Raw genomic sequence first — 14,525 nt, 5'->3', positions numbered from 1 at the left:
GGAGTGGCCGTTTCTTCAGGCGTGGTTGATATCCCGGTCCTTGGTCTCAGGCAGGAAGAAGATACCCAGCACCGCGGTCATCACCGCGATGACGATCGGGTACCACAACCCGTAGTAGATATCCCCCGTGGCCGCCACCATGGCAAAGGCCACCGTCGGCAGGAAACCGCCGAACCAGCCGTTACCGATGTGGTAAGGCAGCGACATCGAGGTGTAGCGGATACGCGCCGGGAACAGCTCCACCAACCAGGCAGCGATGGGGCCGTAGACCATGGTCACGTAGATCACCAGAAGGGTCAGCAGCAGCAACACCATCGGGTAATGGATCTTCGCCGGGTCAGCCTTTTCGGGATAGCCGGCCTCCTTCAGCGCGCCGGTCAGGGTCGCGGTGAACGCATCGCCCTGGGCCTTGAGCTCGGCCGCCGCCAACCCTGTGCCTTCGAAGCTTGCAATGACCCGTTCACCGATACGCACCTGCGCCACACTGCCGGGCTGTGCACGTTCGTTGTCATAGGGAATGGCCCGCTTGGCCAGCAGGCTCTTGGCGATATCGCAGGAACTGGTGAATTTGGCCTTGCCCACGGGATCGAACTGGAACGAGCACTGCGCCGGGTCGGCCACCACCACGACGGGATTCTGCTCCTGAGCGACGAACACGTCCGGGTTGCCGTACTCGGTCAGGCCCTTGAAGATCGGGAAATAGGTGAGCGCGGCAATGATGCAGCCCGCCATGATGATCTTCTTACGCCCGATGCGATCGGACAGGCTGCCGAACAGGATGAAGAACGGCGTGCCGATCAACAGCGAACCTGCGATCAGCAAGTTGGCGGTCTGGGGGTCGATCTTCAGGGTCTGCAACAGGAAGAACAGCGCGTAGAACTGCCCGGTGTACCACACCACGGCCTGGCCGGCAGTGCCGCCGAGCAGCGACATGATCACCACCTTGAGGTTATACCAACGCGCGAAGGATTCGGTCAGCGGCGCCTTGGACGCCTTGCCCTCGGCCTTCATCTTCAGGAACACCGGCGACTCGTTGAGCTGCATGCGGATGTACACCGAAATCACCAGCAGCAGGATCGAGATCAGGAACGGAATCCGCCAGCCCCAGGCTTCGAACGCTTCGGTACCCATCACCGTGCGGCAGGTCAGGATCACCAGCAGCGACAGGAACAGGCCCAAGGTGGCGGTGGTCTGGATCCACGACGTGAAAAAGCCACGCTTGCCAGGCGGTGCGTGCTCGGCCACGTAGGTCGCTGCGCCACCGTACTCGCCGCCCAGCGCCAGGCCTTGCAGCAGCCGCAGGGAGATGAGAATGATCGGCGCCGCCACGCCGATGCTGGCATAGCTGGGCAATATCCCGACCACGGCAGTGGACAGGCCCATGATGATGATGGTGATGAGGAAGGTGTGCTTGCGCCCGATCATGTCGCCGAGTCGGCCGAACACGACGGCCCCGAACGGCCGCACGGCAAAGCCTGCGGCAAACGCCAGCAAGGCGAAGATGAACGAGGTGGTTTCGTTGACGCCGGCGAAGAAGTGCTTGGCGATGATCGCCGCCAGCGAGCCGTAAAGGTAGAAGTCGTACCACTCGAACACGGTGCCCAGGGACGAGGCGAAGATGACCTTGCGCTCCTCCCGACTGATGCCGCGTTGGGGCGCACTGCCCGTCGATGTGCTGTCGATTGCCGCCATGGGTTGCCTCCGTCTTGTTCTTGTCAGGCCGGAGTACCTCAGAAAAACAGCATCGCACCCTGGCCCCGGGTCTAAGCAGGACTACGGTTGCGCGAAGCACGACAGGGCGGGCTGCCCAGAATCGCAGCAAGGTACGTTGAAGCATAATCGGGATTACGCGGATATCCACTGCGCCCTTGATGACGCTAGGGACGGGTAGCCTGCTCGCCAACAGGCCCTTTCAGCTCGACCTGGTTGCCATCGGGGTCATAACAGTACAGCGACAGGCCCTCGCCCTCGGCGCCGTATCGCACTTCGGCGGCATCGACCGCAACCCCGGCGGCTTGCAGATAGCGGGTCAACGCCTGCTCGTCGAACGGTTCGATACGCAGGCAGAAGTGATGCAGGTTACGCCCGCTCTCGCCTGCCGCAGCACCGCCCGGGCGTCCCAGCTCACCGTCCAGGCTTACCAGATCGATCATCGCGGTACCGGTGGCCAGATGGATCATGCCCAAGTCCGGCCGCTCCTTGCTCACCCGGCAGCCAAGCACATCACGGTAAAAGGCGACACTGCGCTGAAGATCGCGCACTCGCAGCACCAGATGATCGATATGACGAATGGCAAAGGGACGCATGGGTGCAGCTCCTGCTCGTCGCTCCGAAAGGGTATCGCAGCACCATAACCGATCCCTCGCAGACAGGACAATTCACGATCAGGTGCTAGCCATCTACAGGCGCGCGCGCCCTGCAAGCCAGCCTTTCGGAGCGGAAGGGCATCAGCGGTTTCTGTCGCACACGAGGCGGCATACAACGCGCTGCGCGATGAGCAGGCCAGCGTCGAGCGCGGCCTGTTCGACAGCCTGACCCGTGAGGTCGAAACCCCCTGACGCTGTCCACCCTCACTGGCCGCGCAAGTCCTCGAAGAAGGCTTGCCGTCCCTGTACCTGGCTGGACGCACGATGCAGCGCCGCCGCCTCGCCGCTGACAGCGTCCACATGCCAATAGCAGTGCCTGATCGCCCGCGTCACCCCGACGTAGGCCAGGCGCTGCGCTTCGTCTTTCTGCGCGCTGTCGAACGGCTGTGCATCCCCGGTACGCCCTAACCCGGCCATGCGATACACCTGGTTCTTGTAGGGTGAACTGGTCAGGTACTGACAATCACCAAGCATGAACACGGCATCGGCCTGCAGGCCCTTGGCGCTGTGATAGGTGAGCTGACGCAGACGACGCTGCTCAGGCGGCAGGCTCGAATCAGCCCTGACAATCGCATCTATATGATTTGAAATCAGTGACTTATCGCTACTTTTTCGAAACAGCATCATCACCGTTTCGCCCCGTTGGTAATGCTCGATCAGGGTCTGCCCGAGAGCGGCTTCGTCGCGCTCGAACACCTTGACTGGCGACAGTGGCAGCGCGGCGGCGCCACCGCACGCCCTGGCTTTCTTGCCGTTGATCGCCGTTGTACCGCGCACAAGGTGTTCGGCCGCATCGATGATGTGCTGCTGGCTCCGGTAGTTCTCGACCAGCATCACCCGGGTATTGGCCGGTGATGGGAAGGTCTTGCCAAACTCCATGAAGTACTTCGGTGAACTGCCGCGCCAGCCATAGATCGACTGCCAGTCATCACCCACGCACATCAACGACGAATGCCCGGCGTTGCGCCCGGTATGCATGCCTGGGCCACGCCTGCGGATCTCGCCCAATGTAGCGCGCAACCAGCTGACGATCTGTGGCGAAACATCCTGGAACTCGTCAATCATCAAGTGCGCCAGCGGGCGTAGCAGCGGGTCTGGCAACAGTTGCAGGTTCTCGGGGTTGTTCTCGCCGAACAGGGCGAACATGCGGTTATAGGTCATCACTGGCGGCGACTGCCCAAGCAGGTGAGCTTCCAATGCCTTCCAGTACAGGGCCAGGGCTTCGAAAAACGGCGCATCGCTGTCGCCTGGCGCAAAGCTCATGCGAGCCACGGCGCTCCCCACCTCGAGCCCCAGGTTCTCGATGAAGCTCGCCGCACCGACGAAGGCATCGAGCAACGGCGCAGGGGCCAGTTCGCCCTTGACCTTGAACTCGAACCCAGGCCCCGCCACCGCATCACCCGCCAGCGACGCGGCGAGGCGTTTTGCCGAAGTATAGTTATCAAGCCAAATCAATGACTTATCACAGAAAGCTTGAAACAACGTGCGCTTTACAGCCCACTCGGCACGCACCGACAGCTTGGCGTTGGCACGCTGGTACTGGGCGCTTTCCGACGGATCGAAGCCCAGCACCACCCAGGCATCAAGCCCTTCGAGACGCCCGTGCACATGGAAACGCTGGCCACGGATCTGCACGGTTTCCCGACAGGGCTCGATGCCCTTGATCGGCCAGGCGCCCGCAGCGAACCACAGGTCTTCGATCACGTCGCACAGTTCTTCGTCGCGCTGGGCAGCCAGTTGAGTCACCTGCACGCGCTTCTGCACATCGGGATGATCCGGATCGAGGGGCTTGAGCTGCAGGGCCTCGCGGCGCATCGTCGCGACCAGTTCGACAAAGCGTGGGCTGTCACGCAGCAGGTCGCTATAACACAGATTGAGCTGGTGGCGCTGGGCATCGTTCAGGCGCAGGTCGAAAGGATTACCTTCGCTCTCGGCTTCGCTGCCAGCCGGTAGGTCGTTACCCAGTGTCTCGAATGCGCGCAGTTGGGAGAACCCCGGCAGGCTGCGCACCAGCGGCAGGATGCGCGAATGGAAGGTGCGAACCAGGTCACGAGCACGGGCCGGCGGCAGGTCGATCTGCCAGATGGCGAAGACCTGCACCAGCCGCTTGATGAAGTCCTTGCGCGACTCACGCGTGAAGGTGACCACGGTCATGGCGTCCAGCTCGAAGCCCAGGTAGTGGCGCAGCAGCAGGATACGCAGCACCAGCGAAGTGGACTTGCCGGCACCGGCACCCGCCACCACGCAGGTAGATGGCGTGTCGCTGAAGATCAGCTTCCATTGCGCGGCGCTGGGCTGGGCGTCGGCAGGCAGGCGCTGGACGACATCGGCCTTGAAGCGTTTCTTCAGCTCTGCTGTCAGCGGCAGGCGCCAGTCGTCGAACAGCTTGTCATCCTGGCCTGGCACTGCAGCGCTGTCAGGGCGGCTGTCGCGGATCACCAGGACCTGCCGCCCGGCCTCGTACCCTTCGGCACGGCCACGTTCGTAGCCGTCACGCAGGCCATCGGCGTGCCCGCTGCGTTGGCCGGTGGCGTGGCCGAGGAACCATGAGTCGCGGTGCTGCGCCTGCAAACGGCTCAATCCTCGCCCAAGCAGGCGTGCGGCCAGGCGGCGCAACCAGGGTAATTGCGCGGGCGGGGTCAGGTCCGGTGGCGCCGGGGGCTGCTCGAGAGACACGGTCACTCCATTGCTAATCGAATCAGTAGAGCATGTTCCACCGAACTGCTGAAAAGTGCCAGCTAATGCTTGCAGATCATGGGATTAGGCGATGAAACGCAGAAAGTACCATAACGAAAAACATCTATTTATCAGATAAAAACAAGCCGATATTTACGCTTATTTTCGATACTTGAAAGAGGCATCATGAGCCCATTCCCATCTACCGAGGACCCTGATCATGCTGCAACTGCGCCCCTTCGAAAGCCTCGGCCATGCCAACCACGGCTGGCTGGACGCCCATCATCACTTTTCCTTTGCCGAGTACTACGACACAGAACGTATGCACTGGGGCAACCTGCGCGTGTGGAACGACGACCTGATCGCCGCCGGTAGTGGCTTCCCGCCGCATCCGCACCGGGACATGGAGATCATCACCTACGTGCGCGAAGGTGCAATCAGCCACCAGGACAATCTGGGTAACAAAGGCCGCACCGAAGTCGGTGACGTGCAAGTGATGAGTGCGGGCACGGGTATCGTGCACAGCGAGTACAACCTGGAGAAGGTCGACACCCGCATTTTCCAGATCTGGATCGTGCCGGACAAGGTCGGAGAGGCGCCGTCCTGGGGCACTCGGCCCTTCCCCAAAGGTGACCGCGGCGAAGGCTTCGTGACCCTGGCCAGCGGCCGTGTCGAGGACCAGGACGCCCTGCGCATCCGCGCCGACGCCCGGCTGGTGGCCGCGACCCTGCGCGCCGGCGAGAGCGCCGAGTACCGCTTCGATGCCGGACGACGTGGCTATCTGGTTCCGGCCAAAGGCGTGGTCGAGGCCAATGGCGTGCGCGCCAAAGCCCGGGACGGGGTTGCCGTGGAGGGTGAAGAAGTGCTGCGCGTCACGGCGCTCGAGGACAGCGAGATCGTGCTGGTGGACGTGGCCTAAGGCAGATGACCGAACCGTGCTTTTCGCGGGCTGGCCCGCAAAAAGCACGGTTCGGTATGCGCGTAGGCAATCAGCTGATCGCCGCATCCACCAGTGCCTGGGCCTCTTGCACCAGGCGCTGCAGATGCGCCTCGTCAATGAAGCTTTCGGCGTAGATCTTGTAGATGTCCTCGGTACCCGAAGGACGCGCGGCAAACCAGCCATTGGCGGTCATCACCTTCAGGCCGCCGATGGCCTGGCCGTTGCCCGGTGCGTGGCTGAGGATCTGCTGGATCGGCTCGCCGGCAAGCTCGGTGGACTTCACCTGCTCAGGCGCCAGCTTGCTCAGCAGCGCTTTCTGCCGCGCATCGGCCTTGGCCTCGACGCGGGTGGCGTAGGGCTTGCCCAGGGCTGCGGTGAGATCGGCGTAGGCCTGGCTCGGATTGCGTCCTGTGCGTGCAGTCATCTCGGCCGCCAGCAAGGCGGGAATCAGGCCATCCTTGTCGGTCGCCCAGACGCTCCCGTCCAGACGCAGGAACGAAGCCCCCGCACTCTCCTCCCCACCAAAACCGAGCGAGCCCTCGAACAAGCCCTGGGCGAAGAACTTGAAGCCCACCGGCACCTCATGCAGCTTGCGCCCTAGCCGCTCGGTAACCCGGTCGATCATGCAGCTGCTGACCACGGTCTTGCCGACAGCGGCGTCGTTGCGCCACTGCGGGCGATGGCGGAACAGGTAATCGATGGCCACGGCGAGGTAGTTGTTCGGCTGCAGCAGGCCGTCACTGGTGACGATACCGTGGCGGTCATGGTCCGGATCGCAGGCAAAGGCCACGTCGAAACGCTCGCGCAGGCCGATCAGGCCCTGCATGGCGTGTGGCGACGAAGGGTCCATGCGAATCTGCCCGTCCCAGTCGACGGTCATGAACCGGAAGGTCGGGTCGACCTCGGTGTTGACCACTTCAAGGTTCAACTGGTATCGCTCGGCAATCGCCGACCAATAGCGCACGCCCGCGCCACCCAGCGGATCGACACCCAGGCGCAGGTTGGCATTGCGGATGACCTCGAAATCGATGACGTTTTCCAGGTCTGCCACGTAGCTGTTCACATAGTCGTGACGCTGTGTGGTGGCCGCCTGCAGAGCCTGGGCGTAGTCAATGCGCTTGACACCCTCAAGGCCTGCGGCCAGCAGTTCGTTGGCCTTGGCTTCGACCCACTTGGTCACATCGCTGTCGGCCGGGCCACCATTGGGCGGATTGTATTTGAAACCACCGCTCTGGGGCGGGTTGTGCGAGGGGGTGATGACGATCCCGTCGGCCAGGCCCTGTTGACGCCCGCGGTTGTAGCACAGAATCGCATGGGACACCGCCGGGGTCGGGGTGTACTCGTCGTCCTTGGACAACCGCACCTGCACGCCATTGGCCGCCAGGACCTCCAGCGCGCTGGCCGTGGCCGGCGCCGACAAGGCATGGGTGTCAGCCCCGATGAACAGTGGGCCATCGATGCCCTTCTCCTGGCGGTACAGGCAAATCGCCTGGGTGATCGCCAGCACATGATGCTCGTTGAAGCTCAACTCGAACGAGGTGCCTCGATGTCCGGAAGTGCCGAAGGCCACGCGCTGCGACGCGACCGTAGCGTCCGGGCGACCGGTGTAGTAGGCGGTCAACAGGCGGGGAATATCGACCAGCACGCTGGCCGGAGCCGGCTTGCCTGCCAAAGGACTGAGCGTCATGCAAAACCTCGAGTTCAACGGATGTAGATGTTGGAACGCGCAGTGTACTGGGAGTTGCAACGGCGCGCGATGGGGCTGGCTCAGTTGATAGCGGTCTGCCACCAAATGGGAAACATCTGTTGTACTCGCGGCTCATTGAAACGCTCATCGATCAGGAACAGCACGCCACGGTCCTGGTCGCCGCGAATGACCCGACCGGCCGCCTGGATTACCTTGCGCACGCCAGGGTACAGGTACGCGTAGTCGAACCCGCTGCCAAACTGCCGGGCCAGACGTTGCTTGAACTGTTCGTTGACCGGATTGACCTGAGGCAACCCCAGGGTGGCGACAAAAGCACCAATCAGCCGGGTGCCTGGCAGGTCTACCCCTTCAGCGAAGGCCCCACCCAGCACGGCGAAGCCTATCCCTCGCCCATCCGCCACGAAACGCGCCAGGAATCCCTCGCGTGCGGCCTCGTCCATGCCCGGCGCCTGCCGCCAGTACGGCACTTCGGGATAGCGTTCGGCAAACAGGGCCATCACCTGCTCCAGGTATTCGAAGCTGCTGAAGAACGCCAGGTAGTTGCCCGGCTGACGCTGGTACTGCTCGCCGATCAGCCCGACGATCGGCGCCAGGGACGCTTTGCGCTGCTGAAAACGGGTCGAGACCTCACTGACGATACGCACCTGCAGCTGCTCGGCACGAAATGGCGCGGCCACATCCAGCCAGGCGGTATCCGCCGGCATGCCCAGCAAGTCGGCGTAGAACCGTCGTGGCCCCAGCGTCGCCGAAAACAGCGTGACACTGCGCGCCGCAGCCATGCGTGGGCCGAGCAGGCGCGCGGGCACCACATTACGCAGCGTCAGCGTCGCCAGACGACGGCTGCGCGGGCCGTTGCGCAGGCTGATATCGAACAGGAAATGCTCATCGAACAGCTCGGCCACACGGCTGAACTGCAGAGCCTGAAAGTAGAACTGCAGAACCTGCGGCTCGATGTGCGCAGGCGCCTGCTCCATGCCCTCCTGAATCAGGCCGATGCACTGTTGCAACGCCCGCAGGAACGCCTCGGGCAGTTGCTCACTCGCCTGGTACGGTGCCACCTGAGCCTTGTACAGCGCATTCCACTGGCGATTGAGGCGCTCCAGTGCACCGCTCAAGCCCGCCGGCTTGGTCTTGCGCAAGGCCAGCAGTTGCCCCTGGTCGAGGCTGGCGCTGTACATGGCGCGCCCGCGCTCCACCAGGTTATGCGCCTCGTCCACCAACACGGCAACCCGCCACTGGTTGAGCTGGGTGAGGCCGAACAGCAGCGCATGGGCGTCGAAGTAATAGTTGTAGTCAGCGACCACCAGATCGACCCAGCGTGCCATCTCCTGCCCCAGGTAGTACGGGCAGACCTGGTGTGCCAGCGCGACCTCGCGCAACCCGACACGGTCGAGCAACACCACCTGAGACGCCGCTTCGCGAGCCGCTGGCAGCCGATCGTAGAAACCCTTGGCCAGCGGGCAGGACTCGCCATGACAGGCACTGCCCGGGTATTCGCAGGCCTTGTCCCGGGCGATCAACTCCAGCGCTCGCAGGCTGGGCTGTGCGGTGGTGTCGGTGATCTGACGCAGTGCATCGAGCGCCAATGCCCGGCCTGGTGTCTTGGCGGTAAGGAAGAACAGCTTGTCCAGTTGCTGCGGGGCCATGGCTTTGAGCAGCGGGAACAGGGTGCCGAGCGTTTTGCCAATACCGGTGCTGGCCTGGGCCATCAGGCAGCGACCGGTGGCCACCGCCTTGTACAGGGTCTCTGCCAGTTGGCGCTGGCCCTGGCGAAACTGTGGGTAAGGGAACGCCAGCCCCTGCAGGTCGTTGTCCCGCAGGCGCAGCCGTGCGGCCTGGGCCTGTGCCCAGCCAAGAAAGCGCTGGCACAAGGCCTCGAAGAACTGCTGCAACTGTGCGGCATGATGCGGCTCGCTGAACAAGGTCTGCCGGTCGCTGTCGACATCCAGGTACACCAGCGTGACCTCGATCCGCTCCAGCCCACGCGACTGGCACAATAGCCAGGCGTAGACCCGGGCCTGCGCCCAGTGCAATTGCCGATGGTTGTCCGGCTGACGGTCGAGACTGCCACGGTGAGTCTTGATCTCTTCCACACGATTGCGCAGCGGATCATAGCCATCGGCTCGCCCCCGCACCCGCAATCCCTGGTACTCGCCCTCCAGCGACACCTCCGCCTCGTAGCCAGCCCCGCGCCGGGCAACGACCCGCCGATGGCCATCGATGCCCTGCTGGGCGGTGGGCGACGGCGTAAAGCGCAAGTCCAGGTCGCCGACCTTGGCAGCAAACTCACACAGCGCGCGCACCGCCACACTCAGACTCACGGCGCAACCTCGCACCACCGCACATGACATACCGCGACCGGCATGCCGTGCTCACGGCAGAAGTCCAGCCAGCGCAACTGGTTATCCTGCAGGCGATCACCCGGCCCCTTGACCTCGATCATGCGGTAGCGCCCTTGCGCAGGCCAGAACTGGACGAGGTCGGGCATGCCTGCGCGGTTGTTGCGAATATCCTGCAGCAGGCGCTGGAAACACCGCTTCAGATGCTCGGCAGGAATGCAGGCCAAGGCCTGTTCGAGCAGCACCTCGTTCAGTACCTGCCAGAACACGAACGGTGACTGCAGGCCGTGCTTGGTGGCAAAACATTCGCGTATCGCCTGTCGGTAGTTGCCATCGTCGAGCCGCCCCAGACAGGTTTCGAACAGCGCGGCGCGGCGCGTCAGGAAATCACTGTCGTGCAAATCCTGCGGCGCCGCCTGATAAGGGTGAAAGAAAGCGCCGGGCAGTGGCGCGAAAATCGCCTCCCAGCACAGGAGGCCGAACAGGCTGTTGAACAAGGTATTCTCGACATAGTGGACCTCGCCGTCAGCGTGCGCCAAGTGCAAGCGCACCGCCTCCTCCACACCCCGTTCGGCCATTTCCACGGGCAACTCCAGTTCGATGAGCGTTTGCGCGGCGGGCGACGGGCGGCGTCGGGGCGGCCCTCCGAGCTTGCGTGCAAGGCGCGGCAGCATGCGCGCCAACGCCTGGCTCTCAAGCGGATTGGCCACGGTCTGGGCCATGTGTGACGCCAGTGCCTGCGCCCTCTGCCACTGCTCGCTGCGCTCGAGCACGCGCACCTGACGAATGCGCGCCTCGGGGTGGTCGAGCCCATCGTAGACGCTCAAGGCCAGGTCCCACTGCCCAAGCCGCTCGCAGCGCTGGCCAATTGCAAACAGCAGACGTGCACGACGCCGGGCCAGCCAGGGGTTGGTGCTGTCGACCCGTTCCAGTGCCTGCAGCAACGTACTCGGCGCCTCTCCCTGCTCCAGACGCTCGGCGCAAGCATGCAAGGCCATCGCCAGATCGACCTCATCGCGCTGGCGCAAGGCGCGTGAATCCGCACTGAAGTTCACCTGCTCGTAGCGCAGCACGCCCAGATCGGCCAGTACGAACTCCGACCAATCCTGATAAAGATTGCCAAAGAACAACAGGCGCAGGCGGTCGCACAGGGGTTGCAGACGCCATTGCAGAATCTGCACCGGCGCCTGCGCGAACCAGGCAGAAAGAGGCCTGCCCGGCAGGTCCAATGGCCGCAGCGTGGCCAGCAACTGGGTCTTGGTCGCGCGAGGATGGGCCAGGTGATCGGCAAAACAGGTGAGCAGTTCGTCCCGGCGCAACAAGGCGAACAGCTGTTCCAGACCCAGTACCGGCCTCGGGCAGACCCATCCCAGGGTGAGCAAAGGCTGCAAGGCCGCGTCCGTGTCGCCGATCTCGGCATACTCGAGCCGGTCGCCGCGAAACAGCTCGCCTTTGCGCATGACCATACGCACCAGCAGTGCCTGCGTCGGCTGGGCTAGCCCGCTGAAGACTCGGAGAAAGTCTTGCTCGTGCGAGTCAAGGATATCGGCGTATCGGTGTTCGACCCACCTCAGCACCTGGCGGAAGTTATGCAGGTAATAGAGCGGATCTTCGACGGAATGGGCAATCACGGCATGGCGTCGCAGGCTGGCATGAGCACTGGTTATACATACAGATATAGCCGCCTGGCAAGCGCGCCGGATCGACGGTCAGTCCGACCTGTCCTTTGCGTTGGCACGCAAGCACTGCAACCGCTGCCCGAGTTCCCCGAGTGCATCCTCCAGCTCGCCTGCATCGTCCCCCTGCCAAGCCAGCAGCAGGTGGCGATCGTAACTCTCTTGCAAACTGAACAGATTTCCAGGCGCCGCCAGCAGCGCCGGGGTACTCGAGGCCTCCAACAACTGACGTACATCCACTGCCAAGTCCAGGCGACACCAGAGCACGCGTCCGCCTTCAGGCACACTGAACGCCAACAGGCTGCCCAGATGCTGTTCGACGGCATGGCATAAAATCGCCATGCGCAACTCCAGCCGGTCGCGCATTTGCTGCAGATGGCTGTCCACATCGCCTCGGGTCAGCAGACAGGCCACAGCCTGTTGGCGCCGAGGGGGCAACAAAAAGCTGCGGCGCACGAAAGCCTCACACACTGCTGGATGCCGACTCAGCACATAGGCATAGGGCGCTTCGGCACCGATCATTCCTTCCAGCGAACCCATGACCAGCAGCCAGTGCGGATCGACCCAATCGCGCAGGCGTGTCGCAGGTGGCGCGGCAAAACACTGCTCGCTATCCAGGTCATTTTCCAGCAGCCATGCCGGATATCCCGCGAGCAGACGCGCCACTTCACGCTGTTCCTCCAGCGACATCAGGCGTCCGGGAGGTGTCGCCAGACACGACGGCATGAGCAGCAGGCGCACGGTTTCACGCTTGAACAGCTGCGCCAAGGTACCCAGGTCCAGCCCCCCCTGGTTATCCAACGGCCACTCGATAACCCGCACTCCCAGCTGTTGCAACACCTGCAACTGCTGCCAGCAACAGGGCGTCGCCACCAGCACCGTGCCGCCCTGCAAGTCCAACGCAAGCAGCAATGTCTGCAGTAGCGCCTGGACATCCGTTGCCAGATGCACGTCCTCAGCCCGCCAGAACTGCCTGGAAGAACGGGTATGGCGGGCCGCCAGCGCACTGCGCAACAGCGCGTTGCCGGTCTGCGTCGTCGCGGATTGACGCGCCAGACGCCGCTCATGCGCCAGCAACAGCGGCTCGAGCGCCCCACATGGCAATGGCGGGAGAATGAACGGTGCACACTGGCCAGATCTGGCAATTGCCCTCGGCGCACCGGCGCGCCCATCGACCGGCACCAGCGCAAAATATCCGGACTTGGGCACCGAATGTACCCGTCCCTCGCGCTCCAAGAGGCTGTAGGCGTACTGCACCGTGGCCAGGGAAACCCGCAGGCGCCGGGCCAGGTCACGCAGCGATGGCAAGCGCGGGTCCCCTCCCTCGCACGCATGGCTGATCAGCGTTTCGAGGTAGCGATAGACCGTTTGATAGGCGAACTCGCGCCGCACGGAACGCCCCATCAACTGGCGGCCTGCGCCATCTCGGCCCGGGGCGAGGGGCGCCCCAGCAATCGCAACCGCACATCGCGCCGTGTCAGCTTTGCCATCAGGCGAGATGCCGTCTGCGGCAGCTCACCCGAATAAATGACCCGCAGCTGTGCCAGGCTCAGCCCGCTGGTGCCAATCAGCCAATGGGCCACGGCTTCCGGGCAGGGCTGCCCCTGAAGCGCGCGGTGCAGATAAGGCAGTGCGACACGCATGGCCGGGTGACAACGCTGCAGGAATGCCGGCAATCCACGACCCTGCTCGGCGAACGGGGCGTACAACAGACAGGTCAATTGGTTGTCGTCGATCGCAAAGGCCTCCTGAAACAGATGCCTGCCCTCCCCCGAGCGGACGGCGTCGCACTTGTCCAACTGCCATTGATCACGCAGCCGCTGCAGGTGTGTCAGGTACATCGGGTCGAAAAACGCGGCCAGCGGCTCTTCACAAGCCGACACAGGCAACTCGATACCCAGCATGTGAAACAACGTGTCGTCCGCTCGACTGTCGTTGATCAGATCATCGACCGCGATCACTCGCAAGGTTGCCTCGCTCTGGCATGACGGGACTCTTGCCTCGACATGCTCCGTCGGCTTGGCAGCCAGCGTTCGCAGGCGCCCCAGCGTTTCGCACAACACCGCTGCGCACTGGTGTATGGCATGGCTTCCGCGCTCGCCGGTCAGGCGCATGAGCGTGCGACTCCACGCCAGGTACCGACGCCGCTGCCGCACCGGGATCGCCGTGACCAGCGCGCTGGGGAGCGTCCCTTGGGACAGGACGCAGCGCAGCGTCTCGGCCAGTTCAAGGTACAAACGGCTGCCTAGCAAGGATTCCGGGCGCCCGGCAGCAAGATGACCGAACGTCAGCAGCGCCTCGCGCCCCAGCGGTGTGCCGGCAACTGTCGCGGCGTGGCGGCTGAAAGGCTGCAGTTGTTGGCCGCCAGCCAGCAGTAACTCCACACGGGGGTCATCCTGCAGGAACAGTGCATTGAAGGTGCTCTCCAGGCCGCGAAGCACTGCTGCCCCCGGTGCGGGCTGGCACGCGACCACTACTTGCAGGCGAAAGGTATCGGGCGCTCGCAGCGCGATGCTCAGTTGCGCAGCACGTAAAAATGCCAGCAGGCGTGTGTTACATCGGTCATGCCCGTGTATGACCAGCACGCGAAAGTCCCCGATGTACTCCACGCCACCTGCCGCCACCAGCAGACGCTGGATCAGCAATTGCACGCAGGCCCGTTGCGCCTGGGACATATGCTCCAGCAGACGATCGAGTACCTGCTGATATATGTAGTGCATGGCCTGCTCATGGATATTACTCATATAGCCCACTCCATTCCTTGAGCACAAAGAAAGCCGGCATTAACCGACATAAGAAACAAGTAGCGATTCACTTCAA

General features: G+C 63.4%; 9 protein-coding genes. 1 reads left to right on the top strand and 8 read right to left on the bottom strand.

Annotated features, from left to right (window positions below):
• Positions 1-15: 15 nt before the first annotated feature.
• From AB688_RS13510 to AB688_RS13500, 3 genes are all read right to left on the bottom strand, one after another.
• Positions 16-1,692 (bottom strand): MFS transporter, encoded by a 1,677-nt coding sequence (locus tag AB688_RS13510; RefSeq protein WP_063544712.1) that lies wholly within the window; start codon positions 1,690-1,692, stop codon positions 16-18.
• A 185-nt stretch (positions 1,693-1,877) separates the two neighbouring features.
• Positions 1,878-2,306: a VOC family protein gene (locus AB688_RS13505; protein ID WP_054893758.1), complete on the bottom strand. Its 429-nt coding sequence runs from the start codon at positions 2,304-2,306 to the stop codon at positions 1,878-1,880.
• Positions 2,307-2,570: 264 nt separating this feature from the next.
• Positions 2,571-5,042, bottom strand: a complete 2,472-nt coding sequence (locus AB688_RS13500) for a UvrD-helicase domain-containing protein (RefSeq protein ID WP_063544710.1) — start codon at positions 5,040-5,042, stop codon at positions 2,571-2,573.
• A 220-nt stretch (positions 5,043-5,262) separates the two neighbouring features.
• Between AB688_RS13500 and AB688_RS13495 the strand changes: the two genes are divergently transcribed.
• Positions 5,263-5,961 (top strand): pirin family protein, encoded by a 699-nt coding sequence (locus AB688_RS13495; RefSeq protein ID WP_063544708.1) that lies wholly within the window; start codon positions 5,263-5,265, stop codon positions 5,959-5,961.
• Between the two features lie 70 nt (positions 5,962-6,031).
• Here AB688_RS13495 and pgm read toward each other — a convergent pair whose 3' ends face one another.
• The 5 genes from pgm to AB688_RS13470 form a co-directional block, all read right to left on the bottom strand.
• Complete coding sequence (gene pgm, locus AB688_RS13490) at positions 6,032-7,669, bottom strand: phosphoglucomutase (alpha-D-glucose-1,6-bisphosphate-dependent) (RefSeq protein WP_063544706.1); 1,638 nt, start codon at positions 7,667-7,669, stop codon at positions 6,032-6,034.
• Positions 7,670-7,749: 80 nt separating this feature from the next.
• The gene (locus AB688_RS13485) at positions 7,750-10,011 is read right to left on the bottom strand and encodes an ATP-dependent DNA helicase (RefSeq protein ID WP_063544704.1); all 2,262 of its coding nucleotides are present in this window, start codon (positions 10,009-10,011) and stop codon (positions 7,750-7,752) included.
• The gene (locus AB688_RS13480; RefSeq protein ID WP_063544702.1) at positions 10,008-11,660 is read right to left on the bottom strand and encodes a VRR-NUC domain-containing protein; all 1,653 of its coding nucleotides are present in this window, start codon (positions 11,658-11,660) and stop codon (positions 10,008-10,010) included. The genes AB688_RS13485 and AB688_RS13480 overlap by 4 nt, the downstream gene beginning before the upstream one ends.
• Before the next feature lie 78 nt (positions 11,661-11,738).
• Positions 11,739-13,109, bottom strand: a complete 1,371-nt coding sequence (locus AB688_RS13475) for an aminotransferase class I/II-fold pyridoxal phosphate-dependent enzyme (RefSeq protein ID WP_063544700.1) — start codon at positions 13,107-13,109, stop codon at positions 11,739-11,741.
• On the bottom strand, positions 13,109-14,449 hold the full coding sequence (locus tag AB688_RS13470) for a hypothetical protein (protein ID WP_063544698.1): 1,341 nt from the start codon (positions 14,447-14,449) through the stop codon (positions 13,109-13,111). Before AB688_RS13470 ends, AB688_RS13475 begins: the two co-directional genes overlap by 1 nt.
• Positions 14,450-14,525: the final 76 nt, after the last annotated feature.

This window comes from Pseudomonas putida (genome assembly GCF_001636055.1).
Classification (GTDB): Bacteria; Pseudomonadota; Gammaproteobacteria; order Pseudomonadales; family Pseudomonadaceae; genus Aquipseudomonas; species Aquipseudomonas machongensis.
Note: the sequence above shows the minus strand (reverse complement) of the source record. Positions and strands in the feature narration are given on the sequence as shown.

Coding starts and splice junctions, on each gene's coding strand:
- AB688_RS13475 (WP_063544700.1), bottom strand. CDS start 13,109: ATGGGGCGTTCCGTGCGGCGCGAGTTCGCCTATCAAACGGTCTATCGC.
- AB688_RS13510 (WP_063544712.1), bottom strand. CDS start 1,692: ATGGCGGCAATCGACAGCACATCGACGGGCAGTGCGCCCCAACGCGGC.
- AB688_RS13505 (WP_054893758.1), bottom strand. CDS start 2,306: ATGCGTCCCTTTGCCATTCGTCATATCGATCATCTGGTGCTGCGAGTG.
- AB688_RS13470 (WP_063544698.1), bottom strand. CDS start 14,449: ATGAGTAATATCCATGAGCAGGCCATGCACTACATATATCAGCAGGTA.
- pgm (WP_063544706.1), bottom strand. CDS start 7,669: ATGACGCTCAGTCCTTTGGCAGGCAAGCCGGCTCCGGCCAGCGTGCTG.
- AB688_RS13495 (WP_063544708.1), top strand. CDS start 5,263: ATGCTGCAACTGCGCCCCTTCGAAAGCCTCGGCCATGCCAACCACGGC.